The sequence below is a fragment of the Tardiphaga sp. OK246 genome (assembly GCF_900188215.1).
GTDB classification, from domain to species: domain Bacteria; phylum Pseudomonadota; class Alphaproteobacteria; order Rhizobiales; family Xanthobacteraceae; genus Tardiphaga; species Tardiphaga robiniae.
The window spans coordinates 155,364-170,960 of sequence record NZ_FZOX01000001.1; the positions used below are offsets into that span (position 1 = coordinate 155,364).

The following is a 15,597-nucleotide window of genomic DNA, read 5'->3' on the forward strand; positions in this document are numbered from 1 at the left end:
ATTTTGGGAAGCATGAAACGTCCAGCGAAGAATGTGGCGACAGATCGCAATTTCGTCGTCGCATTGGCTCGCGGCCTGGATGTCTTGCGTGCATTTCGCCCCAATGACGGGCTTCTCGGCAATCAGGAGATTGCCGCCCGCACCAAATTGCCGAAGCCAACCATCTCGCGATTGACTTACACACTCACGAAGTTGGGCTACCTTACACCTGTGCCACGCTTCGAGAAGTATCAACTCGCGCCAGCAGCCATGGCCCTGGGGTATGCTGCACTTGCGAACTTAGGCGTTAAGCATCTCTCGGAATCATTTCGCGACGAATTGATGCGGCAGACCGGCGGTGCCTGCGCAGTCGGCGCGCGCGATCGGCTGAGCATGATCTATTTCGGACAGAGCAGATCGAGTCTCACTGTCGGCGTTCAACTCGACGTCGGCTCGCGCATCCCCATTGCAACCACGGCGATGGGCCGCGCCTATTTCTGGGCGCTGCCACCGGAAGATCGTGCCCAATTATTGCGCGAATTTCGCGAACATTACGGACATCGCTGGTCGAAGATGCGCGATGGACTCGAACGTGCGGGCGAAATGGTCGCACGCCACGGCTTCGTCATCTCGGCTGGCGAGTGGCAGGACGATGTGCACGCTGCCGGTGTCGCGATGACATTGAATGACGGCACCGGTCCATATGCCTTTAATTGCGGCGCGCCCGCGTTCCGTTTCACGGAAGAGCGTTTGCTCAACGATATTGGACCTCGGCTATTGGCGATGGTAAGAAACATCGAAGCGGCGCTCGGGGGAACAGCTGCACCACAATCCAAAAAACTCGACAGCAAAAAAATCAAATCAGGAGGGAAAGTTGCACGCATTGTTGAAGGGCTCTGACAGCCTTCATCGTCGTGACCTGCGCAAGACTTCGCCGCAACCGACGATCGAGGGACGCCGCACATGACACAGGCACAACTCGCAGAGCGCGCGCCCGTCGCATCGACGGCGCCGCTGCTTTCGGTTCGCGACGTCAGCGTTGTGTTCGGTGGCATCATCGCGTTGAACGGCGTCTCGTTCGACATGCAACAGGGCCACATCCTTGGCCTCATCGGACCGAACGGCGCCGGCAAGACCACGCTGTTCAATTGCCTCAGCCGGCTCTACCAGCCGAGCAAGGGCGATATCCTGATGGACGGCCAGACGATCCTGAATCGTCCGGCGCACAAGATTTCCGAGATCGGCATCGGCCGCACCTTCCAGAACGTTGCGCTGTTTCCGAACCTGACCGTGCGTGACAATGTCCGCGTCGGCAAACATGCGCGCACCAACAGCGACATCATCAGCGACTCGCTGAAGCTGCCATGGGTTCGATCAGGAGAAGCTGCGATCAACAAGGACGTCAACGACATCCTTGATTATCTCGATCTGCACAGCGTTGCCGATACGATCGTCAGCGGTCTTCCCTTCGGCACGCAGAAGCGCGTCGAGCTCGCGCGTGCGCTCGCCGCCGAACCGAAGATCCTGCTGCTCGACGAGCCCGCAGGCGGCCTCAACCATGAGGAAGTCTACATCCTCGGCGACCTGATCCGCCGCATCCGCGACGATCGCGGCGTGACGGTGCTCCTGGTCGAGCATCACATGGGTCTCGTGATGTCGATCGCCGACCATGTCGTCGCATTGAATTTCGGCAAGAAGCTCGCTGAAGGCACACCTGCTGCCGTCCAGAAAGACCCTGCTGTGATCAAGGCCTATCTGGGAGACAAAGACTCATGACCGCGATGCTTCACGTAAAAGACCTGCGTGCGTATTACGGCCAGGTCCAGGCACTGCACGGCCTCGAATTCGAACTGCAGGAAGGCAGCCTCACCACCCTGCTTGGCGCCAATGGTGCCGGCAAGACCACGACGCTGCGCTCGATCTGCAACATGATCCGCTCCACGGGCTCGATCGAGTTCGAGGGCAAGAAGCTCGACAACAAGTCGACCGAAAGCATCGTGCGGCTGGGCATCGCCCATGTGCCGCAGGGCCGCGGCACCTTCACCACCATGACGGTGGAAGAGAACCTGCAGCTCGGCGCGATCAGTCGCAAGGATACCAAGGCGATCAGTGACGACATCGAGCGCATGTATGCCCACTTCCCGGTGCTCAAGCAGCGCCATACCCAGCAGGCCGGCACGCTGTCCGGCGGTGAACAGCAGATGCTCGCGGTCGCCCGCGCGCTGATGCTGCGTCCCCGCCTGATGCTGCTGGACGAGCCGTCCTTCGGCCTTGCGCCCCTGATCGTGCGGGATCTGTTCAAGATCCTCGGCAAGATCAACCGCGAGGACAAGGTCAGCATTCTTGTGGTCGAACAGAACGCGCAGCTCGCGCTCGAACTCGCCGACAAGGCCTATGTCATCGAAACAGGACGCATCGTGATGTCCGGCACCGCCGACGAGATCGCGAATAATGAAGACGTCCGTAAATCGTATCTGGGATATTGAGGAAACAGCCATGGAGCTCTTTACCAATCAAGTCCTGGCTGGCATCGCCACCGGCGCGATCTACGCCTGTATGGCGCTCGCCGTGGTCATGATCTACCAGGCGATCGACCACCTGAACTTCGCCCAGGGCGAAATGGCGATGTTCTCGACCTTCGTCGCCTGGCAGATGATGCAGTGGGGCATACCCTATTGGGGCGCATTCGCGCTCACGCTGATTTTCTCCTTTGTCGGCGGCATCGTCATCGAGCGGGCTTTGTTCAAGCCGCTCGCCAAGGCGCCGGTGCTGACCCACGTCGCCGGTTTCATCGCGCTGTTCGCCATCATCAACAGCGTCGCGGGCCTGACCTGGGACTTCACCATCAAGCAGTTTCCCTCGCCGTTCGGCTCGTCGCCCTTCCTGGGCAGCCAGCTGATCTCGACGCATCAGGCCGGCATGATCGGCGTGACGATCATCCTGCTCGTCCTGCTGTTCATCTTCTTCCGCTACACCCGCGTGGGCCTTGCGATGCGGGCAGCGGCGTCGATGCCTGAATCGGCGCGGCTGGTCGGCATCAACACGTCATGGATGATTGCACTCGGCTGGGGCATGGCAGCTGCGATCGGTTCGATCGCCGGTATGCTGATCGCCCCCGTCGTGTTCCTCGAGCCCAACATGATGGGCGGCGTGCTGATCTACGGATTTGCCGCGGCCGTCGTCGGCGGCCTCACGAGCCCACTGGGTGCTGTCATTGGCGGGTTCCTTGTCGGCGTCTTCGAGAACCTCGTCGGCACCTATATCCCGGGTGTCGGCAATGAGCTGAAACTGCCCATCGCCCTGGCGCTGATCATCACCGTGCTGGTCGTCAAACCCAATGGCCTGTTCGGCCGTGCCATCGTGAAGCGAGTTTGATCATGAGCACCGTTCAAGACGTCTCCGCCGCTCCCGCGGTCGCTGCCGTTCCCAAAAAGGCAATGGCGCTCGGCCCGCTGGCATCGCTGATCATCCTGGCGCTGCTCATCGTCACACCACTGTTCGTGAAGAACTTCATCATCTTCCAGATGACGATGTGGCTGATCTACGCCATCGCGGTTCTCGCACTGAACATCCTGACCGGCGCCAGCGGCCAGTTCTCGCTCGGCCAGAGCGCGTTCTACGCCCTCGGCGCCTATACGTCGGCAATCCTCATGGAACATGCCGGCGTCAACTACGCACTGACGCTCCCTGTGGCCGGCCTGGTCTGCTTCATCGCCGGCTTCCTGTTCGGCCTGCCGGCGCTTCGGCTCTCCGGCATCTACCTCGCGCTGGCGACCTTCGCCCTCGCGGTGGCGATGCCGCAGCTCCTGAAGCTCGGCGTGTTCGAACACTGGACCGGCGGCGTGCAGGGCCTTGTCGTCACCAAGCCTGATGCACCGGAAATCCTGGCCTCGCTGGGTCTGAAAGTGTCGCAGGACATGTGGCTGTACTTCTTCACCCTCGCGGTCACGATCCTGATCTACATCCTCTCGGTCAACCTGCTGAAGTCGCGGTCGGGCCGGGCCATGATGGCGATCCGTGACAACGAAATCGCCGCCTCGGCGATGGGTGTGGACGTCTCGCTCTACAAGACGCTGGCCTTCGGCGTCAGCGCCGGCATCACCGGCGTTGCTGGCGGTCTCGGTGCCATCGCCGTGCAGTTCGTCGCGCCGGATGGCTACACCATCCAGCTCGCCATCGCGCTGTTCCTCGGCATGGTGGTCGGCGGCGTCGGCTGGCTTCCCGGTTCGCTCGCCGGTGCGGCCTTCATCGTCTTCGTTCCGAATATTGCGGAACACGTCTCGAAGGGTCTGTCTGGCGCCGTGTTCGGCGTCATCCTGATCATCATCATCTTCCTGCTCCCGAACGGGGCCAGGCAACTCGCCTATTTGGCACAGGGCTTGATAGGCAAACTACGTAAACACTGAGGACCTATGAACTGCAGAAACTTTCTGCGCACCGCCGCGCTCTCGAGCGCGGCGTTTGCGTTTCTCGCCTTCTCAACTTCCGCGAATGCCCAGAAGAAATACGACACCGGGGCGAGCGATACCGAGATCAAGATCGGCAACATCATTCCCTATAGCGGCCCGGCTTCGGCCTACGGCATCATCGGGAAGATGGAAGAAGCCTACTTCAAGATGATCAACGATCAGGGCGGCATCAACGGCCGCAAGATCAACTTCGTCAGCTATGACGACGCCTATAGCCCGGCCAAGGCCGTCGAACAGACCCGCAAGCTGGTCGAATCCGACGAAGTTCTGTTCGTGTTCGGCCCGCTCGGCACACCGTCGAACACGGCGATCCTGAAATATCTGAACGCCAAGAAGATCCCGCAGCTGTTCGTCGCCACCGGCGCGACCAAGTTCGGCGAATACAAGACCGCGCCATGGACGATGGGCTGGCAGCCGGCCTATCAGAGCGAAGGCCGCATCTTCGCGCAATACGCGATCACCGAGAAGCCGAACGGCAAGATCGCCGTGTTCTACCAGAACGACGACCTCGGCAAGGACATGCTGAAGGGCCTCAAGGACGGTCTCGGCGAGAAGGCTTCGATGATCGTGGCTGAAGACAGCTATGAAGTGTCCGAGCCGACCATCGACTCGCACATCGTCAAGATGAAGGCATCGGGCGCCGACATCTTCGTCTCGATCTCGACGCCGAAATTCGCGGCGCAGGCGATCAAGAAGGTGGCCGAGATCGGCTGGAAGCCGATGTTCTTCCAGAGCAATGTCGGCTCCTCGGTCGGCGCAGTGATGCGTCCGGCGGGTATCGACAACGCGCAGGGCGTGCTGTCGCTGGCCTATGCCAAGGATGCCATCGATCCGCAGTGGAAGGACGATGAGGGCATGAAGAAGTATCTCGACTTCCTCGCCAAATACGCCCCCTTCGCCAATCCGGCCGAAAGCTCGGCTGCCTATGGTTACGGCCAGGCACAGACCGTGGTTCAGGTCCTCAAGCAGGCCGGCGACGATCTGACCCGCGCCAACATCATGAAGCAGGCCGCCAGCCTGAAGGACTTCGCACCCGACACGCTGCTGCCGGGCGTCAAGATCAACACCTCGGCGACCGACTTCTACCCGATCGAGCAACTGCGCATGATGCGCTTCACCGGCGAGAAGTGGGACGTGTTCGGCCCGCCGATCGACAGCAAGCTCGGCGGCTGACATCATCACCGTCATTCCGGGATGCCCGAAAGGCGACGAAGTCGACTGAAGGGCAGACCCGGAATCTCGACATGGGTGATGAACAATACGAGGTTCCGGTTTCGCACGCGCGAAGGTGCGCGTGCGCCCCGGAACGACAGCGATAATGCCCAATAAAACAGCCCCTTACGACGAAAGTCGTGAGGGGCTTTTTCTTGCTAGTTGCAGCGGAAAAGTATTCAATCCGACGCGCCGCAGCATTCAATAAAAACAAGAATACGCGCGGTTTTATGAAGAGATCAGGGAGATCAGAAATGCCTTCGTTCAGCTCGCGTGCAATGACGTTCACGGTTGCCGCAGCCCTCAGTGCGGCCCTTGGCGGTACTGCCTTCGCCCAGAAAAAATACGACACCGGCGCCAGCGATACCGAGATCAAGATCGGCAACATCATGCCCTATAGCGGGCCCGCATCCGCCTATGGCGTGATCGGCAAGATGGAAGAAGCCTATTTCAAGATGATCAACGATCAGGGTGGCATCAACGGCCGCAAGATCAATTACATCACCTATGACGACGGCTACTCGCCGCCGAAGGCCGTTGAGCAGGCCCGCAAGCTCGTCGAATCCGACGAAGTTCTGTTCATCGCCAGCTCGCTCGGCACCCCGTCGAATTCCGCGATTCAGAAATACCTGAATGCCAAGAAAGTCCCGCAGCTGTTCGTGGCCACCGGCGCGACCAAGTTCGGCGACTACAAGGACTTCCCCTGGACCATGGGCTGGCAGCCGGCCTATCAGAGCGAGTCCAGGATCTATGCAGCCTATCTGCTGAGGGAAAAGCCCGACGCCAAGATCGCGGTCATGTATCAGAACGACGACTTCGGCAAAGACATGCTGAAGGGTCTGAAGGATGGTCTCGGCGCCAAGGCGGCATCGATGATTGTCGCCGAGGAAAGCTATGAAGTGTCGGAGCCGACCATCGAGTCCCACATCGTCAAGCTGAAGTCGACCAATGCCGACACCTTTGTCAGCTTCACCACGCCGAAATTCGCTGCGCAGGCGATCAAGAAAGTGGCGGAGCTCAGCTGGAAACCAACCTTCATCCAGAGCAATGTCGGCTCTTCGGTCGGCGGCGTGATGAAGCCGGCGGGTTACGAGATCGCCCAGGGCATCCTGTCGGCGAACTACGCCAAGGACGGCGCCGATTCCAGCTGGGACAATGACGAGGGCATGAAGAAATTCTACGCTTTCCTCGCCAAATATGCGCCCACCATGGACAGGAGCGACGGCTCGGTCGTCTATGGCTATGGCCAGGCGCAGACCATCGTTCAGGTGCTCAAGCAGGCCGGTGACAACCTGACCCGCGCGAACATCATGAAGGAAGCAGCCAACCTCAAGGAATTCGCGCCCGACACATTGCTGCCCGGCGTGACCATCTCGACCTCGGCGATCGACTTCTACCCGATCGAGCAGCTGCAGATGCAGCGCTTCAAGGGCGAGAAGTGGGAGCTGTTCGGCCCGATCATCGCGGGCAAGATCGACGGTTGATGTTCTGATCTCTCCCCGCCGGTCGAAACCAGGCTTCGCCGCGCGGGGAGAGATCGAGATCAGTAATAATCCCGGAACGCATCCGCGAGACTGTCGGGCTGCCAGTCGATCTGGTCCGACGCGATCGGATCGTCCGAGAGCAGCGCACTCGCCTGCGTCTTGTAGTCCGGCGCCACGTAATCCGCCTGCGGCAGGCCACGGCGCACGATATCCTGATAGTTCAGATAATTGTCGCGATTGCCCACGAAGGTGCACATGCATTTGGCGGGATCGGCATAGAGATAGCGTGGACCCTTCGGCGTATTGTGCACGACGAAGCGATAGGCCGGCAATTTGCTTAAGGCCGCCTTCCCTGCCGCATCGTTGGCGAAGCGCGCCTTGAAGCCGGCGGACTCCATGTCGAATCCGACCTTCTGCAGCACTGGCACGCTCGGCAATTCGCGCGCCACCAGCAGCGTCACATCGAGCAGCGCCAGCACCGCGATGACAGCGAGCGCCGTGCTGCGCGGGCGCAAAGGAGAAAGCGTCGTCATCGTTACTGCGCGCATGTCGCGAAACCCCGGCTATGAGCGCGCATCGCCGCGCTCTATTGCGGGCGACACTAACGGACCCCGCAGGCGGTGTCACGGTAGCGCTGCCGCAGCGCGCGATGCCGGTTAACAAATCCATCACGCCGCCTCGCTGGCGACGAGCGCCTCCAGGACGCGCCAATACATTTCGTCCAGCATCGCTTGCTGCTGCTCTGCATTCAGAACACGTCGTCGTTGAAACAGAAGACAGATCGGCCGGCTGCCTGTGCAATGGTGTGCACGACGACAGGCCTTGATGACGCAAGTGCGATGGGTGCGCAGGATGTTCGCATTGCCGCGCTCGATCTCCTCGATGCAGGCGGCGACGATCATATCCGACAGCCGCTTGGCCGCCAGGTCGCTCTTGGCCCTGGCGCGCTGCGCGAGATGCCAGACGTCGTGTTGCGAGATGATCATGTGAACTCCCGTTGTGACGATGATGACCGGATATGAGTGACTTGGGTGACGGTCACGCGCCGTCCTTGCCCGCGCCTGTGCGCGTGAGTGGCAGTCCCGGTGGCCTCCCTCAAGAATGAGGGAGATGAAGCGCCGAAAGGCGCGACTTGGGTACAGTGCCGCAGCGTAGTGTCCGGATCGCCGGACAGCAGAGGCCGCGGAAACGCCTTTCGACGCTCCATCGTGGCGATTTCTGTCCCCGGGACCGTTCTTCCGGGCAAAGGCGCAGACTTCCGCAGTCCGCTTATCCCGACGGTTTCCCGCCGTTCACCAATGCCACGTCCAGCCAGCATGAGTGGCAGACCCCCGTAGTGGGGCCGGACGGTGACCCAAGGCCTCCCGAGTGCGTGAGGAAACGTCTTCCTCCCGCCCGCAGGCGCCACATCCCGCCCCGCGCTAACAAGCGTCCCTGGCAACGCCCCTCAAAGTGGGACGGGATGCAGTGGAATATAATCTCCCAGAAAACAACGTCAAGGATTATTTTCAGAAATCTTCGGAGGCACCCGCCAGACTTCAGCGACATATTCAATATGGCAGCCGGCGCGGCATCCGGGTCGCTCCGCACCGTTGGTCTGAGAGATCAAGAACGCACTTCGAAGATCATATTGAAAGGCGTCTCAGTCGCACGGCGGAAGCGCTTGAATCCTGCCTCAGTCGCGACCTGACGCAATTTGCTTTCACCTGCCTGGGCACCGAGCCCCAGGCCCACCTCCTGAGAGAGCGACGCAGGCGTACAAATGAATGTCGAGGCGTGATAGAAAATGGACCCGATCGGGTTGAGATTATCCTTGAGATTGTCATGAGCAAATGGCTCGACGATCATCCACGACCCGTCTTTGGCCAGTGTTTCCTTGACATGCTTGCCCGCACCAACGGGGTCGCCCATGTCATGCAGGCAATCGAAGAAAGCGACGAGATCGTAGTCTTTTGCCGGAAAATCCTTGGCACTGGCCTGCGCGAATTCAATTCGGTCTCCGACCCCCGCTTCCTGGGCCAGGACCTTCGCGCGATCGATCGAAGGTTTGTGGTAATCAAACCCGAAGAACTTGGATTTGGGATACGCCTGCGCCATCACGATGGTAGAGGCGCCGTGGCCGCATCCGACATCGGCTACCTTGGCGCCAGCTTTCAGTTTGGCTTCGACGCCTTCGAGCGTCGGAATCCAGTTCGAAACCAGATTGGCGTTATAGCCCGGCCTGAAGAAGCGTTCGGTGCCCGAGAAAAGGCACTTCGAATGCTCATGCCAACCAACGCCCTTCCCTGTTCGAAATGCTTCGGCGACCTTGGGTTCGTCGAGATAGGTGGACTGTACGACATCGAATGCACCGGCGAAGAAAGCTGGCGACCCCTCCTCGGCGAACGCCATCGCTTGTTCGGCCGAGAGCGAGAACGCGTTTTTCTCAGGGTGATAATCGATGTAACCAGAGGCGGCTTGGCCGGAGAGCCACTCGCGGACATAACGCTCATGCAGGCCGGTCTTCTTGGCAAGCTCCGACGGCGTGAAGATATCTCCATCCGCCATTGCCTTGTAGAGGCCGAGACGATCGCCGAGCAGTATACTGGCACCGCCAAGTGAAATGCCGAGGTCGTTGACCAGCTTTCCTACGAGTGCGTTCAGCTTTTCAGAATTTGGTTCACGCATTGCAGCATCCTCCACTTTGTGAAGAACAGCCCTCGTTCTAGTTAAGCACGACTGGCGAATTACAAGTGGGCGCCGAGCCACTCGATGTCAGATTCAGAATGATGCGGAATTGTCCACTGCTGGCGCGAAGCGGGCGTTGAGGCGCGTTTAGATCCAGTTAGCTCCACTGGCTGGAGTTGATCCAAATTTTCTCCTGATGGAGCTGACCGATCGAAATTGTTGTGCCTTCACGCGTGATGAGGCGCCATACCTTTATGCCGGGCCGCTTCTGGTTGGACGCGATCTGATGTCGTTTATCATCGGCGATGCCGGCACGGCGTTCGATCAGGCAGGGACCGCAATTTCTAGTCCGTAGGGTCTCAAGCCCTGTTGTTCAACACGGTCATACGAGAATTCGCTCGAAGTATGCAGCGAGCTGAGCGTGGCCCTTCAACGGAAGAACGTTGCCGATATATTGATCGGGGCGAACAACGACCATGCAGCCCTGGTCGCGGTCAATGCCTCGCATGGTGAAGATATCGCGATCATCGCTGCTGTCTGCACAGAAGATCTTCTCGTAATCCCGCAATCGATAGCGTCCTTTGCCTGGCAGCAGAAGGTGCGGCATGGCTTCGATGGCGAGGTTGCCGTGGCGTTGCTGGAAGACGGCCCGCACATCGATGACGGAATCGATGTCGTCATCTGTCGGCGTGTATCGTCTCAGAGGAGACGTCTCGGCACTGGCGAGGAACTCGCAAAGAGCGCAAATGGCGGAGCCCGGCATCGCCGAATCCTCAAATCCGGCGAATGCAAAGATGCGCCAGCGCCCGTCCGCTTTGATGGTGTGCCCAAGATGAATCGGTTTCGCGTCCGCGACACGGATCACCGGCGCGGAATGAAAGCGCATGCCGATCGTCAGTCCCGAGGCCAGGTGTTGATAAGTGGGTTCGGCGGTGAGAAGCGAGGGGCGGTAATGTGCGGCGGTTCCCGCGGTGTAACGCCCGTGCCGCACGAAATATCTTTGCGTCTCGGCGGGATCGAATTGCTTGGATGCGTCGTCTGGTTTCGCATCTGCTCTTGAAGCCGAACTGATGACCTGCGCCCATTCACGATCGAAGTCGATCAATTCCTTCGCAATTTCATGGCGCTCTGCGGAGTAGGAATGCAGAAGTGCGGGCGCGGATCGCTTGCGCAACACCGAAGCCAGCTTCCAGCCGAGATTGAAGCCATCCTGCATGGAGACGTTCATGCCTTGACCCGCTTTTGGGCTGTGGGTGTGACAGGCGTCGCCGGCGATGAACACCCGGGGCAGGCGCGTGCTGTCTCCATCAGGCACATCGTCGAACTTGTCGCACAGGCGTTGGCCGATTTCGTAGACCGACCACCAGGGGACTTCCTTCACGTCCAACGTGTACGGCTTGAATATCCGCTGCGCCGCCGCGATGAGGTCGTCGGATGTGATTTTGCGGTCCGACACGCGTTCGCCGTGGTGAAGTTTGTCCATCTCGATATACAAGCGAAACAGATAGCCGCCTTCTCTCGGGATGATCAGCATGCTGCCGTGTTGGTCGGACTGGATCAGCGATTTGAAGCGGACGTCCGGAAAGTCGGTGACGGCCAGAAGATCCATGACGCCCCAGGCGTGATTTGCCGAGTCGCCGTGCAGAGTGCGTCCGATAGATCTACGCACGGTGCTGCGCGCCCCGTCGCAGCCGACCAGATAACGCGCCTTGATCGTCTCGGTCTTACGTTCCTGGTTGGGCATTAGCCACTCGAGGCTGGCTGTCACCGGATACTGCGGTGTCGTGTCTTTGGAGGCCGTACCGTCGACCGCAAGATCGATCAGGCGCCGGCTGTAGAACGGTCTCAATCCCGTTGGGGAATTGCGCATAATTTCCAGGTAGAAATCATGAACGCGCGCCTGGTTCAGCACCACATGCGGAAATTCCGACAAACCGTCCTCGGTATCTTGCACGCGTCCGCTGCGGACAATGTTCTCCGGCTGCGCCTCATCGGGCTTCCAGAACACCGTCTCGTTGATCCAGCAGGCTTCCTTCAACACGCGCTCGCTGAATTCAAATGCCTCGAACATTTCCATCGTGCGGCAAGCGATTCCATCCGCCTGGCCTCGCAGCAGGGGTCCAGGCTTTTGTTCGACGATGCAGGTCTTGATGTCCGCGAATTTGGATAGTTGGGCTGCCAGCGTCAATCCGGCCGGACCGCATCCGATGATCAAAACGTCGACCTCGGCAGGAACAGTGCCAGAGCTTCCTGCAGCGTCATGACGCTGCGCCCGGTCAGAGATATGCGGATCACCGGGCTCAAAGCCGTTGAGATGAAACTGCATGGATCCTCCCAGGATCAGGTAGCCGTTCGTCGTCTTCGTCGACAGTACGATAAGTGCACTGTTGTGGCGTTGCGCCGGAGCACTATGCTGGCACGATCGTCACGTCGCACTTGATCAGCATGCTGATGATCAGTATACGTGTCAAGTGGGAGCTTTGGTATACAGATGAGCGATAACCTTGACAAACCAGGACACCTTGCCCGCCGGTTCCAGCAAGTCGCGGTCGCGGTATTTCATGCCGAGGTTGAGAAAGCCGGCTTTGATCTTACGCCCGTTCAATATGCGGCCCTGACGGCGATCAAAAAATCACCTGGGATAGATCAGGTGACGCTCGCTGCATTGATCGCCTATGACCGCACCACTATCATGGGTGTTATCGATCGGCTGGCGCAAAAGGGGCTTGTACTTCGCCGCACCACTGAGAGAGATAGGCGTGTTCGCGAACTGGTCATCACGGACGAGGGACGCAGTATACTCCAAAGGATCGAGCCGGCTGTCCGGTCGGCCCAGAAGATCATGTTGCGTGGTCTGAACTCGAACGAGGCGAACGAACTGGTGCGGTTGCTGCAAAAGACAATCGCTGCAGGCAACGAATTGAGCCGCGCGCCGCTGCGGGCGGAGCTCGCTAAGACCGCAGGGAAGAAGTAGATCCTCAGCGTTCCTCATCCTGGCGCCACGAGGGAATGGCTCCCCTGGAATCATCCTGTTGCGCAGGCTAGGGCCAGCGCCTACGCCACACGGTTCTTCGCTCGAGGCAAAGGCGACAATCTGACTGCGGAAGATTTGGCATACTGGGTTGTAAATCCAGAGGTTAAGAGCCGATACATCCAGGCTTTCGAGAAATCTTCCATCTTGGCCATGATGAGTTATTACAAAGCCAACTACGCGTTTTCTCAGCTTGCGCTCAATCTTTTCGATCCAACCATGAAGAAACTCTAAGGTGCTGTGATCAAATGCCCGGTCTTGCATATGCACGGAATCGAGGAGAGCTACGCTTTGCTAAGCACTATTGATTCGGGAAAGTCATGGATTGAAAATCCCGACAATCTCACGGTCAAAATCGTGCCTGAAGTTGGCCACTTCATTCAGCATGAAGTGCCGGACTACCTTAATCAGACGATTGCCTCCTGGTTAAAAGATTGAGGACATTAAGCCCGGTATCGCGGTGGTGAATAGTCGATGGCCGCTTATGGCGCAAAGCAGACGCTCAAGCTCTAGGATATTTGCCGCAAATATCCGAAGGCTGGCTCCCGACCTGAACTCCTCGGCGAGGTGTCGCTTAACAGGTGCCTAGGGCCCTAGCCCTTCGCAGCGGGCGTCGGCGGCACCGGCAGAATGATTTCGGAAGCGACCTTCCAGTCCTTCCCGACGCGAAGCCAATTGATGATCATCAGAAACGGCCTTGCTGTCCCATCCTGTCCCGCATATGAGACCGTGATGTTCATCGGCACATAGGACTCTGCTACGTCGCGCGTTAGGCTGACAATCTTGAGCTTCGAATAATCCGGCTCGAGCACGACCGGACCGGAGCTACCGATGTCATGCAGCTTTTGATCAATAGCTTCGTTGCCCCAAAAGCCGGCCCAGTTCCCCTCGGACGGGATCGCGCTCTTCGCCACCAACAGGGTTGACGGCGATTGCCAGAACATCTCGTGCAGAGCCTTGAAATCGTGGTTGTTGGCCAATTCCATGAGCCTGCCAAACTGCGATTTGATAGCGTTAAGGGTCGCGGCATCCAGCGGCTCAGCACTGGCGGCGGGAGCAGCCGTGACCGCCATTGTCGAAAGAGCCATCGCGATGAGGAGGGAAAGACGTTTCTTGTACATGTCGGAATTCTCTTTCAGGTTTAATGGCCATTCGTCTCGCTCGCGTCACGAAGTTGCGTTCTCGCGTTGCGCGATTGCCGCTTTGAGACGCTCACTTCCACCGACCGAAACGTCGTCGGGAATTTTTAGCTTGTGCATTCGTGTAGCAAGGTCGTGATTTTTGCATCGAGGTTGCGGGCGATGACAAGTGCTTCCGTGCTGCCATACGGCAGCAGATAGCTCTCCATTCTGTTGTAGGAGACATGCACACCATCGGGACGTTCATCAACAAGGATTGTGACTGGCGCGTAAGATCCCGCATCAGGTACGTGCTTGACCATTTCTTTCATGATGAGCGGATTGCCCACCACAAAACGCATACTGTTGGGCGTATCTGCACCAGATTCGAGACGGAGAACGGCGCCCAAGTCGAATTCCGCAAAGAGCATCAAACCCGTGCGGCCGAGCGCGCCCTGCACAACCCGATCCAATTCCGGGAAGGAATTTGCCGCCCTCGACGCCTTGAAGAATTCGACTATATCAGGCTGCCCGATCGCCGACTTGAATGCGGCCACAACAGCGTCGAACGGTTTTGCGCTCGTAAGGCTGAAACGTTCGACTTCGACTTTCTCTATTTTCATTTTATCCTCCGAAATAACTCTCATGGATAAAGTGCGTATGATCGCGTCGACCTCTCGCCGGGGATCATGCGGCCGCCGGTTACGCGTTCAGGAAAGTCCGGACGTGACTGACGAAGATCTCGTGGTGCTGAAACAGCGCGCCGTGGCCTGAATCGGGATAGAGGACCAGCTGCGCGTTGCTGAATTCTTTGAACATTGCGTAGGCATTGTTTGCTGGAAGCATGGTGTCGTGGCTACCGCTGACCACAAGAGTGGGCTGGCGGATGGCGCGCAGCATGGCGTGCTCGGGATCAGGTGTGGCGCACCAAGTGATCAGCGCCTTGGCCTGCGGATCGGTGACCGCGCTGCCGTTGGCGGTGTCCCTATCGTCCTTGCGCACCTGCGTCCGCTTCAGGAACGCCAGGCCGGACGAGCGGCTGGCGGACGACGTCGTGAAGAACAGCGGCAGGCGGGGGTCCGGCGCATCGGTTTGGGAAAACGCCTCCTGGAGAACCGCTAGCAGGTGTTGCTCTCCGCCTTTGGGCGCGGTACCGACGAGGATGAGCTTGCGGACCAGACGTCCGTGCTCGGCAGCGATCTGCTGGGCGACGCATCCGCCGAGAGAAAAGCCCAGCAGGTCGACTTCGGAGATGCCAAGCGCGTTGATGAAGGCGACCGCGTCGCCTGCCATCGCCGCGACATTGTCGGGCGTCTGACCGGTCGAGCGACCGACTCCGGCGTTGTCGAAGGCGATCACAGGGCGATCGGCGGCGAGGACGTTGACGACGGCGGGATCCCACGCATCGATGTTGCCCGAGAAATGCTGCAGAAGCACCAGCGGCGTGCCGGTCGATGGGCCGAGGCGGCGATAGGCGAAGCGGATTCCGCGCCCTTCGATGTAGCGGGTGGGTGCCGTTTCAAGCGTGGCGTCCTCGCTCGTGATGTCGAGTGCAGTCATGTCATCCTCCGGATGCTCGGCATGAAGTAATCAAGTGGGACCAGTGCAGCGCTCCCGGCACGCTTGTGCCGGGAGCG

15 protein-coding genes are annotated in these 15,597 nt (G+C 59.2%); 8 read left to right on the plus strand and 7 right to left on the minus strand.

Annotation, left to right across the window (positions count from 1 at the left end):
* The first annotated feature begins 12 nt into the window (after window positions 1-12).
* The 7 genes from CHC01_RS00730 to CHC01_RS00760 all read left to right on the plus strand — a co-directional run bounded on the left by CHC01_RS00730 (window position 13) and on the right by CHC01_RS00760 (window position 7,144).
* Window positions 13-879 (plus strand): IclR family transcriptional regulator, encoded by an 867-nt coding sequence (locus CHC01_RS00730; RefSeq protein WP_089261594.1) that lies wholly within the window; start codon window positions 13-15, stop codon window positions 877-879.
* 63 nt (window positions 880-942) lie between these two features.
* Window positions 943-1,755, plus strand: coding sequence for an ABC transporter ATP-binding protein (locus tag CHC01_RS00735; protein ID WP_089261596.1), 813 nt, complete (start codon window positions 943-945; stop codon window positions 1,753-1,755).
* Window positions 1,752-2,465, plus strand: a complete 714-nt coding sequence (locus CHC01_RS00740; protein ID WP_089261598.1) for an ABC transporter ATP-binding protein — start codon at window positions 1,752-1,754, stop codon at window positions 2,463-2,465. Before CHC01_RS00735 ends, CHC01_RS00740 begins: the two co-directional genes overlap by 4 nt.
* 10 nt (window positions 2,466-2,475) lie before the next feature.
* Window positions 2,476-3,354 (plus strand): branched-chain amino acid ABC transporter permease, encoded by an 879-nt coding sequence (locus CHC01_RS00745; RefSeq protein WP_089261600.1) that lies wholly within the window; start codon window positions 2,476-2,478, stop codon window positions 3,352-3,354.
* Between the two features lie 2 nt (window positions 3,355-3,356).
* Window positions 3,357-4,385: a branched-chain amino acid ABC transporter permease gene (locus CHC01_RS00750; RefSeq protein WP_089261602.1), complete on the plus strand. Its 1,029-nt coding sequence runs from the start codon at window positions 3,357-3,359 to the stop codon at window positions 4,383-4,385.
* A 6-nt stretch (window positions 4,386-4,391) separates the two neighbouring features.
* Window positions 4,392-5,621, plus strand: a complete 1,230-nt coding sequence (locus CHC01_RS00755) for an ABC transporter substrate-binding protein (protein WP_089261604.1) — start codon at window positions 4,392-4,394, stop codon at window positions 5,619-5,621.
* Between the two features lie 317 nt (window positions 5,622-5,938).
* Window positions 5,939-7,144 carry an ABC transporter substrate-binding protein gene (locus tag CHC01_RS00760; protein ID WP_244558239.1) on the plus strand — a complete coding sequence of 402 codons (1,206 nt, stop codon included), beginning with the start codon at window positions 5,939-5,941 and terminating at the stop codon, window positions 7,142-7,144.
* A 59-nt stretch (window positions 7,145-7,203) separates the two neighbouring features.
* Here the strand turns inward: CHC01_RS00760 and CHC01_RS00765 are convergent, their stop codons facing one another.
* From CHC01_RS00765 to CHC01_RS00780, 4 genes are all read right to left on the minus strand, one after another.
* Window positions 7,204-7,677, minus strand: a complete 474-nt coding sequence (locus CHC01_RS00765; protein WP_176454461.1) for a hypothetical protein — start codon at window positions 7,675-7,677, stop codon at window positions 7,204-7,206.
* A gap of 135 nt (window positions 7,678-7,812) precedes the next feature.
* Window positions 7,813-8,130, minus strand: a complete 318-nt coding sequence (locus tag CHC01_RS00770) for a hypothetical protein (protein WP_089261608.1) — start codon at window positions 8,128-8,130, stop codon at window positions 7,813-7,815.
* Window positions 8,131-8,749: 619 nt separating this feature from the next.
* Window positions 8,750-9,811, minus strand: coding sequence for a class I SAM-dependent methyltransferase (locus CHC01_RS00775; RefSeq protein WP_089261610.1), 1,062 nt, complete (start codon window positions 9,809-9,811; stop codon window positions 8,750-8,752).
* Between the two features lie 382 nt (window positions 9,812-10,193).
* Window positions 10,194-12,137, minus strand: coding sequence for an FAD-binding monooxygenase (locus CHC01_RS00780; RefSeq protein WP_089261612.1), 1,944 nt, complete (start codon window positions 12,135-12,137; stop codon window positions 10,194-10,196).
* A 165-nt stretch (window positions 12,138-12,302) separates the two neighbouring features.
* On the opposite strand from CHC01_RS00780, the gene CHC01_RS00785 reads away from it, so the two are divergent.
* Window positions 12,303-12,785 carry a MarR family winged helix-turn-helix transcriptional regulator gene (locus tag CHC01_RS00785; protein ID WP_089261614.1) on the plus strand — a complete coding sequence of 161 codons (483 nt, stop codon included), beginning with the start codon at window positions 12,303-12,305 and terminating at the stop codon, window positions 12,783-12,785.
* A gap of 650 nt (window positions 12,786-13,435) precedes the next feature.
* Here the strand turns inward: CHC01_RS00785 and CHC01_RS00795 are convergent.
* From CHC01_RS00795 to CHC01_RS00805, 3 genes are all read right to left on the minus strand, one after another.
* A complete protein-coding gene (locus CHC01_RS00795; protein WP_089261616.1) occupies window positions 13,436-13,963 on the minus strand; it encodes a hypothetical protein in 528 nt (175 codons plus the stop codon).
* Window positions 13,964-14,088: 125 nt separating this feature from the next.
* On the minus strand, window positions 14,089-14,583 hold the full coding sequence (locus CHC01_RS00800) for a DUF302 domain-containing protein (protein WP_089261618.1): 495 nt from the start codon (window positions 14,581-14,583) through the stop codon (window positions 14,089-14,091).
* A gap of 79 nt (window positions 14,584-14,662) precedes the next feature.
* A complete protein-coding gene (locus CHC01_RS00805; RefSeq protein ID WP_089261620.1) occupies window positions 14,663-15,520 on the minus strand; it encodes an alpha/beta fold hydrolase in 858 nt (285 codons plus the stop codon).
* Window positions 15,521-15,597 lie beyond the last annotated feature (77 nt).